The organism is Rhodococcus sp. (in: high G+C Gram-positive bacteria), from assembly GCF_049286785.1.
Classification (GTDB): domain Bacteria; phylum Actinomycetota; class Actinomycetes; order Mycobacteriales; family Mycobacteriaceae; genus Rhodococcus_F.
Genome location: NZ_JBAQEO010000927.1, coordinates 1 through 19258, shown reverse-complemented (window position 1 = coordinate 19258; position 19258 = coordinate 1). Strand labels below are relative to the sequence as shown.

Annotated in this window: 22 protein-coding genes; 16 read left to right on the top strand and 6 right to left on the bottom strand. The window is 65.8% G+C overall.

From position 1 onward, the window contains the following. The 4 genes from WAW17_RS33735 to WAW17_RS33720 form a co-directional block, all read left to right on the top strand. On the top strand, positions 1-727 hold a 727-nt coding region (locus WAW17_RS33735), incomplete at its 5' end, for a hypothetical protein (protein WP_422337175.1). Between the two features lie 267 nt (positions 728-994). Beyond that, positions 995-1435 (top strand): hypothetical protein, encoded by a 441-nt coding sequence (locus WAW17_RS33730; protein WP_422337174.1) that lies wholly within the window; start codon positions 995-997, stop codon positions 1433-1435. Next, complete coding sequence (locus tag WAW17_RS33725; protein ID WP_422337173.1) at positions 1428-1907, top strand: hypothetical protein; 480 nt, start codon at positions 1428-1430, stop codon at positions 1905-1907. The genes WAW17_RS33730 and WAW17_RS33725 overlap by 8 nt, the downstream gene beginning before the upstream one ends. Further along, entirely contained in the window at positions 1904-2239 is a 336-nt protein-coding gene (locus WAW17_RS33720) for a hypothetical protein (RefSeq protein WP_422337172.1), read from the top strand. Before WAW17_RS33725 ends, WAW17_RS33720 begins: the two co-directional genes overlap by 4 nt. On the opposite strand, the gene WAW17_RS33715 is transcribed toward WAW17_RS33720, so the two are convergent. Next, positions 2171-4120 carry an acyl-CoA dehydrogenase gene (locus WAW17_RS33715; protein WP_422337171.1) on the bottom strand — a complete coding sequence of 650 codons (1950 nt, stop codon included), beginning with the start codon at positions 4118-4120 and terminating at the stop codon, positions 2171-2173. The two genes, WAW17_RS33720 and WAW17_RS33715, sit on opposite strands and share 69 nt — an antisense overlap. An 84-nt stretch (positions 4121-4204) precedes the next feature. Then, positions 4205-4702: an Lrp/AsnC family transcriptional regulator gene (locus tag WAW17_RS33710; protein ID WP_422337170.1), complete on the bottom strand. Its 498-nt coding sequence runs from the start codon at positions 4700-4702 to the stop codon at positions 4205-4207. A 118-nt stretch (positions 4703-4820) separates the two neighbouring features. Between WAW17_RS33710 and hppD the strand changes: the two genes are divergently transcribed. The 8 genes from hppD to WAW17_RS33670 all read left to right on the top strand — a co-directional run bounded on the left by hppD (position 4821) and on the right by WAW17_RS33670 (position 13816). Beyond that, the gene (hppD, locus tag WAW17_RS33705; protein WP_422337169.1) at positions 4821-6029 is read left to right on the top strand and encodes a 4-hydroxyphenylpyruvate dioxygenase; all 1209 of its coding nucleotides are present in this window, start codon (positions 4821-4823) and stop codon (positions 6027-6029) included. Between the two features lie 92 nt (positions 6030-6121). After that, positions 6122-7447: a glutamate-1-semialdehyde 2,1-aminomutase gene (gene hemL, locus WAW17_RS33700; RefSeq protein WP_422337168.1), complete on the top strand. Its 1326-nt coding sequence runs from the start codon at positions 6122-6124 to the stop codon at positions 7445-7447. A 77-nt stretch (positions 7448-7524) separates the two neighbouring features. Beyond that, the gene (locus WAW17_RS33695; RefSeq protein ID WP_422337167.1) at positions 7525-8184 is read left to right on the top strand and encodes a histidine phosphatase family protein; all 660 of its coding nucleotides are present in this window, start codon (positions 7525-7527) and stop codon (positions 8182-8184) included. After that, positions 8181-8780, top strand: a complete 600-nt coding sequence (locus WAW17_RS33690; RefSeq protein ID WP_422337166.1) for a TlpA disulfide reductase family protein — start codon at positions 8181-8183, stop codon at positions 8778-8780. Before WAW17_RS33695 ends, WAW17_RS33690 begins: the two co-directional genes overlap by 4 nt. Continuing rightward, positions 8777-9601 (top strand): cytochrome c biogenesis CcdA family protein, encoded by an 825-nt coding sequence (locus tag WAW17_RS33685; protein WP_422337165.1) that lies wholly within the window; start codon positions 8777-8779, stop codon positions 9599-9601. Before WAW17_RS33690 ends, WAW17_RS33685 begins: the two co-directional genes overlap by 4 nt. A 238-nt stretch (positions 9602-9839) precedes the next feature. Continuing rightward, positions 9840-11504, top strand: coding sequence for a cytochrome c biogenesis protein ResB (gene resB, locus WAW17_RS33680; RefSeq protein WP_422337164.1), 1665 nt, complete (start codon positions 9840-9842; stop codon positions 11502-11504). Beyond that, on the top strand, positions 11501-12475 hold the full coding sequence (gene ccsB / locus WAW17_RS33675) for a c-type cytochrome biogenesis protein CcsB (protein WP_422337163.1): 975 nt from the start codon (positions 11501-11503) through the stop codon (positions 12473-12475). Before resB ends, ccsB begins: the two co-directional genes overlap by 4 nt. Before the next feature lie 84 nt (positions 12476-12559). Beyond that, entirely contained in the window at positions 12560-13816 is a 1257-nt protein-coding gene (locus WAW17_RS33670; protein ID WP_422337162.1) for a MinD/ParA family ATP-binding protein, read from the top strand. A gap of 72 nt (positions 13817-13888) precedes the next feature. Here WAW17_RS33670 and WAW17_RS33665 read toward each other — a convergent pair whose 3' ends face one another. Both WAW17_RS33665 and WAW17_RS33660 read right to left on the bottom strand, forming a co-directional pair. Continuing rightward, positions 13889-14086, bottom strand: coding sequence for a hypothetical protein (locus tag WAW17_RS33665; protein ID WP_422337161.1), 198 nt, complete (start codon positions 14084-14086; stop codon positions 13889-13891). Positions 14087-14208: 122 nt separating this feature from the next. Further along, a complete protein-coding gene (locus tag WAW17_RS33660; RefSeq protein ID WP_422337160.1) occupies positions 14209-14436 on the bottom strand; it encodes a BldC family transcriptional regulator in 228 nt (75 codons plus the stop codon). Positions 14437-14623: 187 nt separating this feature from the next. Between WAW17_RS33660 and WAW17_RS33655 the strand changes: the two genes are divergently transcribed. Further along, the gene (locus WAW17_RS33655; RefSeq protein ID WP_422337159.1) at positions 14624-14995 is read left to right on the top strand and encodes a DUF4229 domain-containing protein; all 372 of its coding nucleotides are present in this window, start codon (positions 14624-14626) and stop codon (positions 14993-14995) included. Beyond that, positions 14992-16089, top strand: coding sequence for a PLP-dependent cysteine synthase family protein (locus WAW17_RS33650; protein ID WP_422337158.1), 1098 nt, complete (start codon positions 14992-14994; stop codon positions 16087-16089). Before WAW17_RS33655 ends, WAW17_RS33650 begins: the two co-directional genes overlap by 4 nt. Here the strand turns inward: WAW17_RS33650 and WAW17_RS33645 are convergent. Further along, a complete protein-coding gene (locus WAW17_RS33645) occupies positions 15993-16628 on the bottom strand; it encodes a GNAT family N-acetyltransferase (RefSeq protein WP_422337157.1) in 636 nt (211 codons plus the stop codon). The genes WAW17_RS33650 and WAW17_RS33645 overlap by 97 nt on opposite strands. A gap of 124 nt (positions 16629-16752) precedes the next feature. Between WAW17_RS33645 and WAW17_RS33640 the strand changes: the two genes are divergently transcribed. Together WAW17_RS33640 and WAW17_RS33635 are read left to right on the top strand one after the other, a co-directional pair. Beyond that, complete coding sequence (locus WAW17_RS33640; protein ID WP_422337156.1) at positions 16753-17505, top strand: lysophospholipid acyltransferase family protein; 753 nt, start codon at positions 16753-16755, stop codon at positions 17503-17505. A 62-nt stretch (positions 17506-17567) separates the two neighbouring features. Then, a complete protein-coding gene (locus WAW17_RS33635) occupies positions 17568-17948 on the top strand; it encodes a phage holin family protein (RefSeq protein ID WP_422337155.1) in 381 nt (126 codons plus the stop codon). 4 nt (positions 17949-17952) lie between these two features. Here WAW17_RS33635 and WAW17_RS33630 read toward each other — a convergent pair whose 3' ends face one another. Next, complete coding sequence (locus WAW17_RS33630) at positions 17953-18822, bottom strand: 1,4-dihydroxy-2-naphthoate polyprenyltransferase (RefSeq protein WP_422337154.1); 870 nt, start codon at positions 18820-18822, stop codon at positions 17953-17955. Positions 18823-19258 lie beyond the last annotated feature (436 nt).

The following is a 19258-nucleotide window of genomic DNA, read 5'->3' as shown; positions in this document are numbered from 1 at the left end:
TGACGAGTATCCGGCGGGCGGGCGCGGACATCGTGCTGACCTACTGGGCCGCCGAAGTGGCGGGATGGCTATGACCGAGCAGTGGCCACCGTCCCCACCGTCCCCGCCGGACCAGGCGCCCGGTCATCAGCAATACGGTCATCAGCAATACGGTCATCAGCAATACGGTCATCAGCAGGACGGTGCGCCGCAGTACGGCTACCCGCCGCAGCCCGCACCCGAGCCCGAGCGGCCGGTCCCGGTCGATGTCGGGACCGCGGCGCAGTTGTTGTGGATCGTCGCCGGGTTGGGCCTGGTTCAGGCGCTGGCCGCGATGATCATCGTGGTGGGTGAGCGAGCCACGTTCGTCGACGAGCTGATGAACAATCCCGGTGTTGTCTCGGGTGAGGTGGACATCACCCGAGAGAACGTGGAGATGCTGTTCTACGTCGGGATCGGTCTCACGGTTGCGATCATCGTTCTGCTGACGGCTCTGTTCCTCCTGTTCGTCCGTTTCATGCGCAAGGGCAGGAACTGGGCGCGGATGCTCGTCTCGATCGTCAGCGTGATGATGATCGTCTGGACGGTGCCTGTGCTGTTCGGTCTCGGGTCCGACGGCAGCACCACTTCTCTCGTCGTCGGCGGGGTGCAGATTCTGCAGGCCGTGGTAGCCCTCGGAGCCGTCGTGCTGATGCACCGCAAGGACTCCAACAGCTACTTCCTGAGGTTCCCACCTCCGGCGGAGTAGCCCGTGCCCGGGTGAGTTTGATCGTGGAAGCGGAAGCTGTACCGTGAAGTACGTCACAAGCCGGATGGTATTCCCCAGACGATCAAAGGACTCTTCTCTATGCGCGTTGAGGATCGAGCTCATGGGTCACGCAAAGAAGCATTGATGTTCGCGCTCGTGGTGATGTTCGTGCTGCTGGCATTGTTGCTCGTCGTCATCCCCGGGGCCATTTCCTGAAACAGCGACCCGGATTCGTACGGGTGGTAGCGATGTCGAAGGATGGGCTGTGTGAACGAGACACGCCATTCCCGTCGCCCCCGTTCGGTGGAGGTCGCGTACTGGATCTGGATCCTCGGTGCGGGGTTGTTGATCTTGTTCGGTCTGATCGCGCTCACCACCTCGGGTCAGGGGATCCGCGATCAGCTGGCGGATTCGAGCGTCGGGGGTTCTGCTGATGCGGACACCTTCGTGATCCTTCTGCGAGTCATCGGTGGAGTGAGTGTGGTGTTCGGTCTGGCCATCGGGGTGCTGTCCGGAGCCGTCCGCGCCGGCGATTCCCGGATCCGGTTCGTCATCGTGGTCCTGTCCGGAGTGTTCGCGGTGACACAGATACTTCTGACGGTGGTCGGCATCGGCACCGTCCTGGCCCTGTTCGTCCCGATCCTGCTCCTCATGGCGAGCGTGCTCGTGTACCGAGACAGCGCGAGAGGCTGGTTCGCCCGTGCCTGAGGCGGTGTTGTTCAGTGAACCGGGCGCCCGCTGGTGGACCGTGGCCTTCGGCCCGATTTTCTGCCTGGTCGCCCTGATCATCGAACTGCTGACCGGACCGGTGGTCCACTGGCTCGCTCTGCCGTTGTTCGCGGTGCTGCTCACCGGTTTCGTCTACGTCCAGGTCGTGGCGGCGCGCCGGCACGCGAGCGTGGAGCTGACTGCCACGTCGCTGCGGCAGGGCACCGAGGAACTGCCGGTGCAGGAGATCGTGAAGATCATGCCCCCCTCGGATCCGGAGTCCTACCACCCGCAGCCCTGGGAAACGGCGCGGACCCTCGGCGAGCTGTCCTCTGTTCCGCGCCGGCGGACGGGAATCGGACTGCGCCTGCAGAACGGCGCCCTGGTGCAGGCATGGGCCAAGAACGACGAAGAATTGCGCGCCCAGCTCGAATCACTGCTCGCGAAGTCCGAGGGAGCGGACGGGCGATGAGTCGACGCGCACTGCTGATAAAGGCGGAATGGCTGGGGGCCCTTCTCGCGGTCGTCCTCGCCGCGTGGTTCTGGGAACTTGCCCGGGTCACGTCCGAGTTCGGCCCCATCGCTCCCGAAGCCCCGTCCTACAAGGGCACGAAGTACTCGGGAGCGTGGATCGCCGGTGCCGCCGCCCTCGTCACCGTGTCCGGACTGCTGCTGATCGACTCGATCCGGCGGACCCGGTGCGACGGGGATTGCCGCCCCGCCGCACCGGCGCCCTCACCGGAAGATCCGGGTCTTGCGCACGGTGTCGGTTCCGGGACCGTCGAGCATCGCGGATCCGAGTAACGCCTCGGGTACACCCAGGCCCTCCACCAACGTCAGCGTGTGCGGACGCAACGACCGGCACCGTTCGTTGATTCCCCGCTGGACCGCTTTCGACCGTTCCACCGACAGATGGCGGTGCTCCATGAACCACGCCTTGTCTTCCTCGATCACGCTGAGCGCGTAGAGGTCACACACATCGCTGAGCAGTTTGCAGGCCTCGTCGTCCGCGCAGTTCTCGATGCCGGCGATGAACGCCTCGAGCACGACGCGGTCGATGTGGGCCTGCGCGGCGTGCAGAACGTGGTCCTGCACGAAATTGAACGCGTCGAACGGATTCTCTTCGCGTTTCTGCGCGGCCTGTAATCGTCGCGCGGCGGTCGAGAGCAGGTACTGCTCACGGTCCTCGAACATGGTCAGCTGGGTTCCGCGGTTGAAGAGGCTGCCGTCTTCTTCGTTGTCCTGCCGGGTGTCCAGAATCGTCTGAATGATCTGCTGGGCTGCGGTGCGGGTCTTCACGACGTCCGACACGGTGGTGGCGGCGAATCGCATCCACTCGACCGGGCTCATCCCGCGTACCTCGTCCGCGTACGACGTGAGCAGTTCCTTCGCCACCAGCTGGGTCAGCACATGATTGTCACCCTCGAATGTGGTGAACACGTCGGTATCCGCTTTCAACGCGGTCAGCCGGTTCTCGGCCATGTAGCCGGCCCCGCCACAGGCCTCGCGAGCCTCCTGGATGGCGCGGGTCGCGTGCCAGGTGTTGGCCACCTTGAGGCCCGCCGCCCGGCCCTCGATTTCCCGTTGTTCCTGGGGATCGGCGTCGGCGCCGCTGCTCTGGATGTCGTGCAGCTTGGACACCAGCTCGTTCTGGGCGAATTGCAGGGCGTAGGACCGTGCGATCAACGGTAGCAGCCGCCGCTGGTGAACGAGGTAATCCATGATGAGCACCTCGTCTTCGGCGTCGGGAGCGTTGAACTGCCTGCGCTGCAGCGCATACCGGGTGGCGATGGACAGTGCGACGCGAGCCGCCGCACCGGCCGATCCCCCCACTGTGACCCGCCCGCGCACGAGCGTGCCGACCATTGTGAAGAAACGCCGGTTGGCGTTGTCGATCGGCGACGAGTAGGTGCCGTCCGCCGCGACGTCGGCGTATTTGTTCAGCAGATTCTCGCGAGGAATCCGAACCTGGTCGAACAGGATCCGGCCGTTGTCGACGCCGGGCAGTCCGCCCTTGTATCCGCAGTCCGAGGTGTGGACGCCGGGCAGATCGTTACCGTCCTCGTCGCGGATCGGCACCACGAAACAGTGCACGCCGTGTGATTCGCCGCCGGTGACGAGCTGGGCGAACACCGCAGCCGTGCTCGCGTGCTCCGCGGCACCGCCGATGTAGTCCTTGCGTGAAGACGGTGTGGGGGAGTGGACCACGAACTCCTGGGTGCCCGGGTCGTACGTCGCGGTGGTCTCGAGTGCCTGGACGTCGCTGCCGTGACCGGTCTCGGTCATCGCGAAGCAACCGAGGAGGTCCAGGTTGATCACGCGTTTCACGTACGCCGCGTGGTGACGCTCGGTGCCCAGGTTCTCGATGGCGCCGCCGAACAGTCCCCACTGGACGCCGGCCTTCACCATCAGGGAAAGGTCGGACATCGCGAGCATCTCGATGCTGGTCACCGCGGCACCCGCGTCGCCGGTTCCGCCGTGCTCGGCCGTGAACCCGTCCGCCGCGTATCCGTTGCCGGCCAGCAGGCGCAGTTGTTCGAGGGTCTTGGCCCGGGCTTCCGTGGGGTCGGGGGTGTAGTGCGGGGCGAACGCGGGATTGCCGGACAGCTCGGTCCGCACCCGTTCGCGCACCTCCCGCCAGCGTCCGTCGAGCGTGTTTCTCAAGTGGTCAGCTGTGGTGGCCATGTTTCGACCCTAGCGTTCCAAGCGTTCGCACCGGAGGCGTCGGCGTGAATGCCGTGGGTGCCCATCGTCGTCGACGGTGACCATTCAGCGGTTCCCTGCCCGAGGGGCCGGCCCCGACCGTTCCACCACATGGACGAGTTGGCGGTGGCGTAAGGCGATCTGGGTTTGTGTCGCGATGACGGTGGAGGAGCGGAGTACGTTCCGGCCATCGACGATCTGGTTGATCACTCGCTGAAGGTCGGCGTGTGTGCGGGCGACGACGCGTACCAGGACGTCGCCCGCACCCGTGATGGTGTGGGCTTCGAGCACTTCCGGAATGGCGGTGAGGTGTTCGACGACTGCGGTGTGACCGTTGCCCTGCGCGATCTCGAGGGTGGCGAATGCGACGACGGGAAATCCCAGTGCCTCGGGGTCGAGCGTCGGTGCGGCACTGGCGATCACACCGCTGCGTTCGAGTCGGTCGAGCCTGGCCTGAACGGTGCCGCGGGCAACGCCGAGTCGTCGCGAGGCCTCGAGGACGCCGACCTTCGGCTCTGCATGGAGAAGGTCGAGCAGTGCGGCGTCGAGTTGATCGATAGCCATGGCGCGCTCCTGGACATTCTGTCTGGCCGAACCCGGATACCTCCCAGCATTATGTACAGATTGACCAGCGTCAACGCGATCGGTTGCGCAGTGCGGAAACCGATATCACAGTCATGTCATGACCACCGCCGACATCCGATTGACTCCTCGCGAAGTGGCCGCTCACCTCGACGGCGCCGAACTCCGGCAACTCGTCGGTCTCGTCGAGCACGACGACGCCGCGGACCCCTTTCCCGTGGTGGCGATGGACGGCGTGGTGTTCGTCTGCGGCAACGCCACGCAGAGCATGCAGTACTTCGTATCGACGTGGGGGATGACGCTGGTCGCCTACTCCGGGCCCGAGACCGGCGTGCGAACGCACAAGTCGTTCGTGCTGGAGTCGGGCACGGTGCGTTTCGTCCTGCAGGGTGCGGTGGACCCGAACAGCCCACTGGCCGACCATCATCGAGAGCACGGCGACGGGGTGGTCGACCTGGCCATGGAAGTGCTCGACGTCGACCGCTGCATCGAGCATTCGCGGTCGCAGGGCGCCACGATTCTGGCGGAGCCGCACGACGTCACCGACGACTTCGGCACCGTCCGGCTCGCGGCCATCGCGACCTACGGCAACACCCGCCACACGATCGTCGATCGCAGCCGGTACCGCGGTCCCTACCTGCCCGGGTACGTCCCACGCTCGAGTGGTTTCGCGCCGAGACCCGGAAAACCGAGGCGGCTGTTCCAGGCTCTCGACCACGCCGTCGGGAACGTCGAGATGGGCCGGATGGATCAGTGGGTGCAGTTCTACAACAAGGTCATGGGATTCACGAACATGGCCGAATTCGTGGGCGACGACATCGCCACCGAGTATTCGGCGCTGATGTCGAAGGTGGTGGCGAACGGGAACCATCGCGTGAAGTTCCCGCTGAACGAACCCGCCGTCGGCAAGAAGAAGTCGCAGATCGAGGAGTACCTCGAGTACTACCGCGGGCCCGGCTGTCAGCATCTTGCGCTGGCCACCGGTGACATCCTCGCCGCCGTGGACGCGTTGCGGGCGGAGGGTGTCGAGTTTCTGAGCACCCCGGGCGCCTACTACGAGGATCGGCGATTGCGGGCGCGCATCGGCAAGGTGCGGGTGCCGGTGGAGGAGTTGCAGAAGCGTGGAATCCTCGTCGACCGCGACGAGGACGGATATCTGCTGCAGATCTTCACCAAGCCACTCGGCGATCGGCCGACTGTGTTCTTCGAACTGATCGAGCGGCACGGGTCGCTCGGTTTCGGGGCGGGGAATTTCCGGGCACTGTTCGAGTCCATCGAGAGGGAACAGGCCGCGCGCGGAAATCTGTGAACCGCCGATTCGCGCGCGCAACGGTGAGTGTTTCCCGTCACCCACTACACCCTGTCGTTGGCAAATTCGACAGAACTGGGACACTGGAGGTCGTGACTGTTTCCCCGGGCAAATCCGATGTGCATACCTCCCGCTCCGCTCAGCTCTTCGAGAGGGCGGAGAAGGTCATTCCCGGTGGAGTGAATTCGCCGGTACGCGCCTTCGGGTCGGTGGGTGGCACCCCCCGGTTCATCCGTGAAGCATCCGGCTGCACGCTGACGGATGTGGACGGCAACACCTACGTCGACCTCGTGGCGTCCTGGGGTCCCATGATTCTCGGACACGCCCATCCCGCGGTGGTGGAGGCCGTGCAGAAGGCCGCAACCACGGGTCTCTCGTTCGGCGCTCCCACCGAGGGTGAGGTGGAGCTCGCCGAGGAAATCGTGGGCCGCATCGCTCCCGTCGAACAGATCCGACTCGTCAACTCCGGCACCGAGGCCACCATGAGCGCGGTGCGTCTGGCACGTGGATTCACCGGTCGTTCCAAGATCATCAAGTTCGCGGGCTGCTACCACGGCCACGTCGACGCCCTGCTCGCCGATGCCGGCTCGGGACTGGCCACGTTCGGACTACCCACGTCGCCCGGCGTCACCGGTGCGCAAGCCGAGGACACCGTCGTCGTTCCCTACAACGACCTCGACGCGGTCGCCGCGGCATTCGCCGCCCACGACGGACAGATCGCCTGTGTCATCACCGAAGCTGCCGCCGGCAACATGGGCACGGTTCCACCGGCGCCCGGTTTCAACGCCGGACTACGCAAGCTGACCAGCGACAACGGTGCGCTGCTCATCATGGACGAGGTCATGACAGGTTTCCGGGCGAGCCGCACCGGCTGGTACGGCGTCGACGGTGTCGCGGGCGACCTCATCACCTTCGGCAAGGTGATGAGTGGCGGCCTGCCCGCCGCGGCGTTCGGGGGACGAGCCGACATCATGGCGCACCTCGCACCCGCAGGGCCCGTCTATCAGGCGGGCACCCTGTCCGGTAACCCGGTGGCTGTGGCGGCCGGACTCGCCAGCCTCAGGGCCGCGGACGCCGCTGTGTACGAGACTCTCGAACGAAACGCCACCACCCTCGGACGACTCCTCGGTGATGCCCTCACGGCGGAGGGCGTGGCGAATCAGGTGCAGTTCGCGGGCACTCTGGTGAGCGTGTTCTTCACCGACAGCCCCGTCACCGACTATGCGGCAGCCAAGGCCGCGGAGACCTGGCGGTTCCCCGCCTTCTTCCACGCGTTGCTCTCACGCGGGGTATACGCACCACCGAGTGCGTTCGAGACGTGGTTCGTCTCCTCCGCGCTCGACGACGATGCATTCGGGATCATCGCGGACGCCCTCCCGCACGCGGCGAAGGCTGCAGCAGCGGCTACCCGCCCGTGACTCGCTCCGCCCCCGGGACGGCTACCACCGCCTCCCGGACTCTCTCTGTCTTCCGCCCCGACTCGAGGAACCGCACCGTGACTGATGCCGACCGTCCCGACCACACTCAGACGCGCACCATCGTGCATGTGCTCCGCCACGGCGAGGTGCACAATCCGCGCGGGATTCTGTATGGCAGGCTCCCCGGGTTCCGGCTGTCCGTCACGGGTGCGGCCCAGGCGCGTGCGGTCGCGGCGGCGCTCGCGAAGCACGACATCACCCATGTGGTGGCGTCGCCATTGCAGCGGGCACAGGAGACGGCAGCACCCATCGCCGACGCGCACGGCGTCGAGATCGCGACCGATGAGAACCTGATCGAAGCGGGTAACGAATTCGAGGGCCTCAAGGTGTCGGTGGGTGACGGCGCCCTGTCCCGGCCACGGCACTGGTGGAAGCTGCGTGATCCCTTCACCCCGTCGTGGGGTGAGCCGTACCTGCAGATCGCACACCGCATGCTCGCCGCGGTCAACAGCGCCCGCGTCTCCGCGGTGGGTCACGAGGCCGTCATCGTCAGCCACCAGCTCCCGGTCTGGACCCTTCGCCGCTTCCTGCAGGGCGAGCGGTTGTGGCACGACCCGCGCCACCGCCAGTGCGGTCTCGCCTCACTGACCTCGCTGGTCTACGAGGGTGACACCCTCATCGACATCGTCTACTCAGAGCCCGCGGGCGCATCGGATCCGAGGGTGACCGGGGCATGAATCGAAGGCGCTTCGCCGGGCTTCTCGCGGGGACCTGCTCGGCCGCGATGGTGCTGTCGGGGTGCGCTTCGGGGAAGGACGCGGTGGCACAGGGTGGCACGTTCGACTTCGTGTCCCCGGGCGGACAGAGTGAAATCTTCTACGATCCGCCCGCGGACCGCGGCACGATCGGCACGGTGTCCGGACCCGACCTGATGAACGAGGGCGAGACCATCTCCCTGGACGACTTCGAGGACCGGGTGGTGGTCCTCAACGTATGGGGTCAGTGGTGCGGGCCGTGCCGCGGCGAGGCGAACGACCTCGAGCAGGTGTACGAGGAGACCGAGGATCAGGGCGTCGCGTTTCTCGGGATCAACGTGCGCGACAACCAGCAGGACAAAGCGCAGGACTTCGTGATCGACAACAAGGTGTCGTATCCCTCGATCTACGATCCCGCCATGCGTACGCTCATCGCGCTCGGCCAGAACTATCCGACGAGTGTCATCCCCACCACGATCGTGCTCGACCGTGAGCATCGCGTAGCCGCGGTGTTCCTCAAGGAGCTCCTCGCGGACGACCTGAAACCGGTAGTCGAACGGGTGGCGCAGGAATCGTGACCACTACCCTTCTCGCCGACGGGATCGGCGGCGCTTTTCAATCCACCGCGGCGTCCGGACCGTTGCTCCTCGCTCTCGGCGCCTGCATCCTCGCCGGACTCGTCTCGTTCGCCTCTCCGTGCGTCGTCCCGCTGGTCCCCGGATATCTGTCGTACCTCGCAGGGGTCGTGGGCGCCGACGCCCCGGCCGTGACCGCAGAGGAAGCCGCCACCCGCCCGCGGACGGTCACCGACGGTCGACTGCGAGTGGCGGGAGCCGCCGGCCTGTTCGTCGCCGGATTCACCGTCGTCTTCGTCCTGGCCACGGCGTCCGTGTTCGGTGCCATCTCCGCACTCGCCATCAACCGCGACATCCTGATGCGCATCGGCGGTGTCGTGACGATCGCGATGGGGCTCGTCTTCGTCGGCTTGGTTCCGGCCCTGCAGCGGGACACCCGTCTCGAACCGCGGCGAATCTCCAGTCTGGCCGGCGCACCGCTGCTCGGTGCCGTGTTCGCGCTCGGATGGACGCCGTGCCTGGGGCCCACGCTGGCGGGCGTCATTTCCCTCGCCGCCGGAACCGAGGGTGCCACCGCCGCGCGCGGAGTCGCGTTGATCGTCGCGTACTGTCTCGGCCTCGGATTGCCGTTCGTCCTGCTGGCACTGGGCTCGTCCCGGGCGCTGAGCGGCGTGGGGTGGCTTCGTCGCAATGCCCGAACCATTCAAGTCCTCGGCGGAATCATGCTGGTGGCCGTGGGTGTGGCCCTGGTGACCGGCGGGTGGGATCAGTTTGTGGGCTGGGTTCGCGACGCCTTCATCTCGGAAGTGACCCTGCCCATTTAGCGGATTCATCGATTTCACCGTTCCCCATGGATCCGAGGGATTCTCAACTCGGACCGCACCGACAACCGACCCGGAGGAGGCTGCGAGTGTCTTACATCGCCAACGCAGGTGTGGCCCCGCTCTGCCACGCACCACAGCCCCATATCCGGACCGAAACGAGAGGCACCGACATGTATCGGCAGCCATGCCGCCCTGACCTCCCCCCGGATGAATCCGGCGGTTTCTCGGATGCTGCCCGATGAGCGACACCAAGACTCCCGTAGCGCCGGAGGCCCACCCCCTTCCGCGCCAATCGATGGCCGGCCGCGCAGAGGCCCTCGCCCGCAACACGTGGCGCGGACTCACGTCTATGCGGACCGCGCTGGTGCTGCTGTTCCTGCTGGCACTCGCGGCGATTCCCGGCGCCCTGCTGCCGCAGCGCAGTCTCAACGAAGGCAAGGTGACCGACTACATCGCGACCCGCCCGACCCTGGGACCGTGGATGGACCGGCTCGAACTGTTCGATGTGTTCAGCAGTTTCTGGTTCACGGCGATTTACGTTCTGCTCTTCGTCTCGCTCGTCGGGTGCATCCTGCCACGTTGCGTCGACCACGCGAAGGCACTGCGCACGCGGCCGGTCGCGGCGCCACGCAACCTTGCCCGGCTTCCACATCACAGCGAGGCGCACGTCGACGGGACACCCGAAGATCTCGCGGCCCGAGTCCGTGGCCAGCTGAAGGGCTGGCGGGTGGAGACCCGGACCGGCGGCGAACGTTCGGTTCACGCTGGCGAGATCACGATCTCGGCGGAGAAGGGCTACTTCCGCGAGTTCGGCAACCTGGTGTTCCATCTCTCGCTCGTCGGCCTGCTGGTGGCGATCGCGGTCGGCAAGCTGTTCGGCTACGAGGGGAGCGTGATCGTGGTCGCAAACAACGGTCCCGGCTTCTGCACCACGTCCCCGGCGGTCTTCGACTCGTTCAAGGCCGGCAACAGCCTCGACGGCACCGGTATGACTCCCCTGTGCATCAAGGTGAAGGACTTCGCTGCCGACTACCTCGACAGCGGTCAAGCCGAGATGTTCACGTCCAACATCTCCTATCAGGCGGGCGACGATCTCGAGACCGGCACCTGGCGCGACACCCGGCTACAGGTCAATCACCCCTTGCGGGTCGAAAGTGACCGTGTCTACCTGCAAGGACACGGCTACGCCCCCACGTTCACCGTGACCTTCCCGAACGGGGAGACCCGCACCGAGACACTGCAGTGGCGGCCCGATGACGCGACGACGTTCCTGAGCAGTGGCGCGATGCGCTTCGACCCGCCGGGCGGTATGTATCCCGACGGCGAGGAACGCCGCAAGAACCAGATCGCGATCGAGGGCCTGTTCGCTCCCACCGCCCTGTTCCACGGGAAGCTGCTCGCGTCGAGCTACCCGGCACTGAACGATCCCGCAGTCGCCATCGACATCTACAAGGGCGACACCGGTCTCGACACCGGCATCCCGCAGTCGTTGTTCTCGCTGAACAAGGAACTGATCAATCAGGGCCGGCTGGTCAAGCAGGACCGCGTCAACCTCATGCCGGGGGAGAGCGCGACGCTCGCCGACGGCACGCAGGTGCGGTTCGACGGCGCCGTCGACTTTGTGAACCTGCAGGTCTCGCACGACCCCGCCCAGCAGTGGGTTCTGGTGTCGGCGCTTACGATGATGGCGGGTCTGCTGGTCTCGTTGCTGGTCAAGCGCCGCCGCATCTGGGCGCGGATCTACCCTGCGGACTCCTCCGATCAGGGACCACGACGTACTGTAGTAGAGCTCGGTGGACTCGCCCGGACCGATCAGGCCGGTTGGGGCGACGAGTTCGACCGGCTCTGCACACGTCTGCTCACAGACGACACGAAGCCTGACGCGCAGGAGAGCCAACGATGACGATCAACGAGACACTGGCGCAGTACAGCGACTGGGCCTTCCGCTCCGCCTTCACGGTGCTGGTACTGGCACTCGTGTTACTGATGGTGCAGTACGCGTCCGCGCGGGCGTGGGCGGTCCAGGAGAAGGAGGAGGAGAAGGAACTGGTCGCGGCGGGCGCGCCGTCCACGGACGTTCCCGGCCGGGTGATGGAACAGCCGAAGCGGTCGTTGTCCGACCGGTTCGGCGGCATGGGGGCGGCTGTCCTCGTGGTCGGCACCGTTTTGACCATCGCATCCATCGTGCTCCGCGGATTCGCCACGGAACGGTTCCCCCTCGGCAACATGTACGAGTTCGTGAGCATGGCGTGCGCGGCCGCTCTGGTCGTCGGCCTCTTCCTGCTGTCGAAGCCGGCGTACCGGTCGATGTGGGTGTTCCTGCTCGTTCCCGTGCTCGTGCTGATGTTCCTCGCGGCGACGGTGCTCTACGCCGACGCGGCCCCCGTCGTTCCTGCTCTGCGGTCGTACTGGCTCCCCATTCACGTGACCATCGTCAGCATCGGGTCCGGTGTGTTCCTCGTCTCCGGTATCGCGAGTCTGCTGTTCCTCCTGCGTATTCGTTACCCGCGAGGTGAGGAGGGAACCGGCATCTTCGCGCGGACAGCGGAACGGCTGCCCGACGCCCAGACCCTCGATCGGCTCGCCTACAAGACCACCATCATCGGTTTCCCGCTGTTCGGCGCCGGCGTCATCCTCGGCGCCATCTGGGCCGAGGCCGCATGGGGTCGCTTCTGGGGTTGGGATCCCAAGGAGACGATGTCCTTCATCGCGTGGGTCATCTACGCCGCCTATCTCCATGCCCGTGCGACGTCGGGCTGGCGAGACACCAAGGCAGCCTGGATCAACGTCGCCGGTTTCGTAGCGATGCTGTTCAACTTGTTCATCATCAACATGGTGGTATCGGGTCTGCACTCGTATGCGGGACTGAACTGACGGATCACCATCGGCTGCTATCCTGCAGCGCGACGTCTGGTGCGGGTGGGGACGAAGGAAACGTGATGAGGGGGATGTTCCGCCATGTCTGAAAACAATGCTGGGGTGTGGGAGCCGGTGCGGCCTGCACCGAGTCCGGCAGGAGACGACATGAGCGCAACCGCCGCGCGGCGGCAGGCGCCGTATGTGCAGCCGCAGGGCCCCAATCCGTTCCTCCCGGCTTCCCAGCCCGCCCCGACTTCCCAGCCCGCCCCACCACCGGCAGCCTTCGCTCCTCCACCGCTGACGCCTCTGCAGCCCCCGGCGTACCAGCAGGCCCCCGCGTATCCGCAGCAGACTGCACCGCCCGCGTTCACGCCGGCTGCACCGGTGCAACACAACGAACAGCAGTACGCGCCGTCGGCGCGCGACCTGTCGACCTCGCTGCTTCTCAAGCAGGTCAAACCCGCACCGACCACGGGCTGGCGGAAGCTGCTTTATCAGGTGTCCGGCCGCTACATCAACGTGGGAAACAGTGCCAAGGAACAGCGCCGGATCGAACTGACCAAGCAGGTCAATCAGCCGCTGCAGGGCTGCTACAAGATAGCGCTACTGAGTCTCAAGGGCGGTGTCGGCAAGACCACCACTACTGCCACCCTCGGCTCGACCTTCGCGTCGCTGCGGGGTGACCGGGTGATCGCTGTCGACGCCAACCCGGACCGCGGCACCCTCAGCCAGAAGATTCCCCTCGAAACGCCCGCCACGGTCCGCAATCTTCTGCGCGACGAGAAGAGCATCGAGAAGTACAGCGACGTACGCAGTTACACGTCACAGAGCCGCCATCGGCTCGAGGTGCTGGCGTCGGACAGTGATCCGGCAGTGTCGGAAGCGTTCAGTGCGGACGACTACGCGCGGACCGTCGCGATGCTCGAGAAGTTCTACAGCATTGTCCTCACCGACTGCGGTACGGGCCTCATGCACTCTGCGATGCAGACGATCCTCGAAGAGGCCGACGCTCTCGTGGTGGTCAGTTCGGGCTCGGTCGACGGGGCCCGCAGTGCATCGGCCACACTCGACTGGTTGGACGCTCACGGCTATCGCGAACTGGTGGCCAGGTCGGTGGCCGTCGTCAATGCCGTCCGTCCGCGATCGGGCAAGGTCGATCTACCCAAGGTGGTGGAGCACTTCGAGCAGCGGTGTCGCCTGGTGCGTCTGATTCCGTTCGATCCGCACCTCGAGGAGGGCGCCGAGATCGATTTGGACCGTCTGCGACCGAAGACGAGCAATGCCCTGCTCGAACTTGCTGCGGCGGTGGCGTCGGATTTCCCCGCGTCCAGCTTCGCGTTTCAGGAACGGCGCTGAACCCTCGACCCTGAGCCCTCGACGCTGACGCAGGGTGGTGCCGTCATCATGACGGCACCACGCTCGATCGCGTCACCCAGCATGATCCGCCGGACCGGATTCGGTTCCGTCGGATTGCTTTTTCTGGGTGTCTTTACCCACGTTCCACAGGAACTCCGGGTCGTCGTCCGGTCCCAGCACACGACGGCTGGGGACAGGGTTCGGGCCGAACGCCTTCCACAGTAGAACCGCCACGGTCACGAGCCCGATGAATGCCAACAGGTAGAGCACCGCGCACCTCCTTACACGCTCGAGGGTAGCCGGTATCCCATGAGCGTAGCCGTGCGGACAACGGAGAGCACCTCCCAGGGTCTGTTCGCGTCCGGGAGGTGCGCTCGCGCGAGGAGCGGGTGTTACGTGCGGCCCGCCTCGGTGGTCAGGGAACGCAGAAGTTGCATCACTTCGGCTTCGCGGAATCGGCGGTGTCCGCCCGGCGTCCTGAGCGATCCCAGCCGGCCGGCGTGGGCCCAGCGCGTCACCGTTTTGGGATCGACATGGAACAGGGCAGCCACCTGGCCCGGGGTCATGAGGGCTTCGCCTGATCCGCTGAATCCGGGTCCGTTATAGGTGGGTGCGCTCATCGACGGTCCTCCACATTTTTCGACTGGTGTTCTCTTGCCGGCCGCAGCTTTGCGACCGACCCAGGTCATGGTGGCATCACAACCCCCGGGTACTCGAACGATCTAATGTTGGTAAAGGTGAGGTAATGGACAAATCGGATAAGTCGGGCCGGTGAGGAGCGGCGAGGGTGATGGGTAATCTGGAGTGGTGAGCGAGTCGAGCAAGAAGCCGGAAGCCCCGAAGATGGAAACCTCGAACGTAGAAAAGGGCGGCGTGCCGCCACGCCGTGTGACCAAGGGGCAGCTCGCTCGGGATGTCGCGATCTACTCGGTGGCTCGGTTGCTGCTGGTCGTGCTGATCGGAGCGATCATCCTCGGTGTCGCCACGCTCGTCGGCGTCGAGGTTCCGCTCCTCGTGGCAGCCATCTTCGCCGTTCTCATCGCTCTCCCGTTGTCCCTCGTGCTGTTCGGGAGGCTTCGCCGCCGGGTGAATGCCGGCATCGCCGCGTTCGACGCGCAGCGCCGGGAGGATCAGGCGCAGCTCCGTGCCCGGCTCCGCGGCGAGGACACCTCCCGGTGAGTGGCGATTGTCACGTCGTCGACAAGAGCTGTTCCCGCCAGTGGGTCGATAACGCGGTCCGGCTCATCGAGGCCGACGCGCAGCGCAGCGCCGACACGCACCTTCTGCGCTACCCGCTGCCACCCGAGTGGGGAGTGCAGCTCTATCTCAAGGACGAGTCGACCCACATCACGGGCAGCCTCAAGCACCGGCTGGCCCGTTCGCTCTTCCTCTACGCGATCTGCAACGGATGGATCACCGAGGGCACCACGGTGATCGAGGCGTCGTCGGGTTCGACGGCAGTGAGTGAGGCGTACTTCGCGAACCTGCTGGGGCTCGACTTCGTCGCCGTCATGCCGCATAGCACCAGTGGCGCGAAGATCGCTCTGATCGAGGCGCAGGGAGGTCGCTGCCACTTCATCGACGGTCCCTCGGAGATCTACAGCGAGGCGCGGAGGCTGGCGGTCGAGTCGAACGGCCATTACATGGACCAATTCACGCACGCCGAGCGGGCCACCGACTGGCGGGGCAACAACAACATCGCGGTGTCGATCTACGAGCAGATGATCCGCGAAGAGCATCCCGTTCCGGAGTGGATCGTGATGAGCGCCGGAACCGGCGGCACCAGCGCGACGCTGGGCCGGTACATCCGGTACCGCAGACACGCCACTCGATTGCTCGTGGTGGATCCCGAGAACTCGGCGTTCCTCGGCGGATACGAGACCAACTCGTGCGACTACGCCACGGGCATGTCCTCACGCATCGAAGGCATCGGCCGGCCCCGGGTGGAGCCGTCGTTCGTGGGGCAGGTCATCGACCGGATGATGCGTGTCCCCGATGCCGCATCGATCGCTGCGATGCGTCACGCCAGTTCCGTGCTGGGTCGCCGCGTCGGCGGATCGACCGGAACGAACATGTGGGGGGCGTTCAGTGTGGTTGCCGAAATGCTCGCCGCCGGGCGCACAGGCAGCGTCGTCACCGTTCTGTGCGACGGCGGCGAGCGATACGCCGACACCTACTACGACGACGAGTGGGTCGCCGGCGAGGGCATGGAGCTCACGGAACCCACCGCTGTGCTCGACGAGTTCGCCCGCACCGGGGCGTGGCCCGTCTGAGCCACCGGTTCCTGAGCGGTCGGGGCCGCTGAGCAGTCGGTCGGCCGCCACATCGTCACCCGCGGCCAGCCGGCGAGGCCGTGGCGGGCCTCGTCCCGTCGGATCTGTGCCAGTCCGGGAGTCAGGTCGCGGTCACGCAGGCATCTGAACCCCAGTCGCTCGTAGTAGGGGGCGTTCCAGGGGACGTTCACGAATGTGGTCAGTGTCAGCGCGTGAATGCCGCGTTCGTTTGCCCAGGACGAGATCTCGTCCAGCAGGAGCGCGCCCAGTCCGCGTCGGGCATGGTCGGGGTGGACGGAGACCTGCTCGATGTGGGCGCACCCGTCGACGAGGGCGACGAGGGCGTAGGCAATCGGCCGATTGTGTGCATCGGCCGCGACCCAGATACGTCCGGCCTCCCAGAACTCCGCTAGTTCTTCGAGGGCGGGCGGTGGGTCTTCCGCGATTGCATCCATTCCGATGTCACGAAACGGAGCTCCCGCGGCGGTTTCGATCTGTTGGAGAACGGGCAGGTCGGTGAAATGGGCCGGGCGGATCACAGATCTGTTTTACCCGAATCGTTCCGTTCACACAGCGTCCACCCACTTTTTTCATACCTACGTCACCGAAAGCTACGGGACCGTAGGTTGTATTCTGGCAGCACGACGAGGGATCGGAAATGACATGAACAAGCCCGACGTGACACTCGACAACTGCGAGGCCGTGTACGAGTTCTACCGTGACCATCAGCAGAACCGTCTGCTGGCGAAGCTGGCCTACGCCACCTTGGGTGCGCGATACCGGCCGCGGGTCCGATACCAGGACGGCGCGCGCGCACGGCTGACGGAGTTGCTGCAATCCGGCAGGGTCCTACTCATCGCCGCCAATCATGTGACTCACAGCGATCAGTACACCCTGGCCGCCACGGCGTGGAAGTCGCCGCTGCGACGCGTCATCGGACGCACGAGGGTGCTGGCCAAGGACGAGTTGTTCACGGACCCGGCCCTTCGCGACAAGGTCGACATGATGGGCAGCATCCCGGTGTTCCGCAGCAAGAACCACGGCCTGCGTGCGGTGGCCGACGCGGGGCGTCTGATGATGGATGTCTCGGCCGAAAGGCTCTGCCGCGGAGACAATCTGGCTATCTTCCCGGAGGGGACGTGTAACGAGGGGGATCCCACCCGGCTCCAGACGGTCAACAGCGGGATCGGTCACATCGCCAAGCGCGCGGCGGACCGCGGCGTCACGCCGGCGTTGCTGTCCATCGGGATCAGCTACGGCCCCGACGCCGACGGTCCCGACACCGAGAACGTGAAATCGGCCAGCGTCTTCATCACGCACCCCGTCCTGACCCTGCCCGCGAAGCCGATGGAGATCGCCAGAATCGTGCAGCACGAGTTGCAGAGCGCGGTCGACTCCGCCGTCGCGTCGTACTGAAGGCTCGCAACTCACGGCACTACGGTTCCCCGTTTGTCGGACGGGTGTGCCAGCATGCACGGATGACCTTCTTGGTGCGCCTCGTCATCAACGCGTTCGCTATCTGGCTCGCCGCCGCCTGGGTGTCGGGGATCGAGATCTCGAGTTCCGGCAACGGGACCGGCTGGGACATCGTGGTGCTGCTCGGTATCGCGTTGGTGTTCACCGTCGTCAACATCTTCGTCAAGCCGCTGGTGAACTTACTGTCGTTGCCACTGCTGATCCTCACGCTGGGGTTGTTCACTCTCGTGATCAACGCGCTCATGCTGATGCTCACGGCGTGGTTGAGTTCCCAGACCGACTACGGCCTCACCATCGACGGGTTCTGGACGGCGGTGTGGGGTGGCCTGATCATCGCGATCGTCAACTTCGTGCTCAACGCGCTCGTGCCGGACAGCAACTGAGCCGTCAGGCGACCGACAGCGCGACCGCCGTGGCGGCGCCCCAGACCAGCATGGCGAGGCCCGAATCGCGAAGCGCGGGAATCAGGGCAAGCCCCTGCCCCCCCGAGCGCACGGGCTTGTTCGCGCGCACCGCCAGGGGCAGGGCCAGTAACCCGATGAGCGCCCACGGCGTCCGTGCGAGGAGGATCAGCGTCGCGACGAACGGCACCGTCACCATCACCAGGTGAAGGATGCGAGTGTGGGAATCGCCGAGCAGGACGGCGAGGGTGCGCTTTCCGGATTCGGTGTCGGTCGGGATGTCGCGAAGGTTGTTCGCGACGAGTACAGCGCTGGAGAACGAGCCGACCGCGACCGCGGAGACCAGTCCCGCCCAGTCGACCTCCTCGGCCTGCACGTACTGCGTACCCAGCACGGCGACGAGACCGAAGAAGACGAATACCGCGATCTCCCCGAAGCCGCTGTAGCCGTACGGTTTCTTGCCGCCGGTGTAGAACCAGGCTCCTACGATGCACAGGGTGCCGACCAGTACCAACCACCAGGCGGTGGTCACGGCGAGTGCCAGGCCCGCGGCCGCTGCGATCGCGAAGCACGAGAACGCTGCCGCCTTGACCGTCCCAGGCGAGACGAGCCTGGACCCGACGAGACGTACGGGCCCCACCCGTTCGTCGTCGGTCCCGCGAATCCCGTCGGAGTAGTCGTTGGCGAAATTGACGCCCACGATCAACGCGAGCGAGACGACCAGCGCCAGCACCGCCTTCCACCACACCGCCCCGCCGAGGGATGCCGCGGCTCCTGTGCCCACCAGCACAGGCGCGATCGCGTTCGGGAGGGTGCGCGGTCGAGCGCCTTCGATCCATTGAGCAGCCGTTGCCATACGTCGATCTTTGCACCGCGCCCGAAGCGGCCCGCATTCACTCTCTGCTTGCAGACGATTTCGTCAAAGACATGCGCTATTGCGTCGGGATCTGACGAATCGCTGTGCAACCGTCGAATTCCACACGGTCGATGACATCAACGAGGTACTCGACCGTCAGAGTCGACGGAAGGGGATCGCGTCGGCGCGCCGGGCTGTGGCCTTGCTGGACGGCCGCAGCGAAGGTCCCGGAGAATCGATCAGCCGAATTCGGATGCGCCGGTTCGGAATACCGCAGGAGAAGCTACGGGAGGACGCGGTGCGCGACACCGGGCGGACATGATCCGGTGGGTGTGGTCGGACCTCCGGCGGTTCGAGGCCGTGACGGAACGCTTCGACCGGGCGTGTGCCCGGGCCGGCCGACGGACATGAGCGGTCAGGAATATCGGGACTGCAG

What these genes read in the sequence shown, in the direction of transcription:
- WAW17_RS33690 (WP_422337166.1), top strand. Translation starts at nt 8,181, where the DNA reads ATGAATCGAAGGCGCTTCGCCGGGCTTCTCGCGGGGACCTGCTCGGCC.
- resB (WP_422337164.1), top strand. Translation starts at nt 9,840, where the DNA reads ATGAGCGACACCAAGACTCCCGTAGCGCCGGAGGCCCACCCCCTTCCG.
- WAW17_RS33670 (WP_422337162.1), top strand. Translation starts at nt 12,560, where the DNA reads ATGTCTGAAAACAATGCTGGGGTGTGGGAGCCGGTGCGGCCTGCACCG.
- WAW17_RS33660 (WP_422337160.1), bottom strand. Translation starts at nt 14,436, where the DNA reads ATGAGCGCACCCACCTATAACGGACCCGGATTCAGCGGATCAGGCGAA.
- WAW17_RS33720 (WP_422337172.1), top strand. Translation starts at nt 1,904, where the DNA reads ATGAGTCGACGCGCACTGCTGATAAAGGCGGAATGGCTGGGGGCCCTT.
- WAW17_RS33710 (WP_422337170.1), bottom strand. Translation starts at nt 4,702, where the DNA reads ATGGCTATCGATCAACTCGACGCCGCACTGCTCGACCTTCTCCATGCA.
- ccsB (WP_422337163.1), top strand. Translation starts at nt 11,501, where the DNA reads ATGACGATCAACGAGACACTGGCGCAGTACAGCGACTGGGCCTTCCGC.
- WAW17_RS33640 (WP_422337156.1), top strand. Translation starts at nt 16,753, where the DNA reads ATGAACAAGCCCGACGTGACACTCGACAACTGCGAGGCCGTGTACGAG.
- WAW17_RS33630 (WP_422337154.1), bottom strand. Translation starts at nt 18,822, where the DNA reads ATGGCAACGGCTGCTCAATGGATCGAAGGCGCTCGACCGCGCACCCTC.
- hppD (WP_422337169.1), top strand. Translation starts at nt 4,821, where the DNA reads ATGACCACCGCCGACATCCGATTGACTCCTCGCGAAGTGGCCGCTCAC.
- WAW17_RS33715 (WP_422337171.1), bottom strand. Translation starts at nt 4,120, where the DNA reads ATGGCCACCACAGCTGACCACTTGAGAAACACGCTCGACGGACGCTGG.
- WAW17_RS33635 (WP_422337155.1), top strand. Translation starts at nt 17,568, where the DNA reads ATGACCTTCTTGGTGCGCCTCGTCATCAACGCGTTCGCTATCTGGCTC.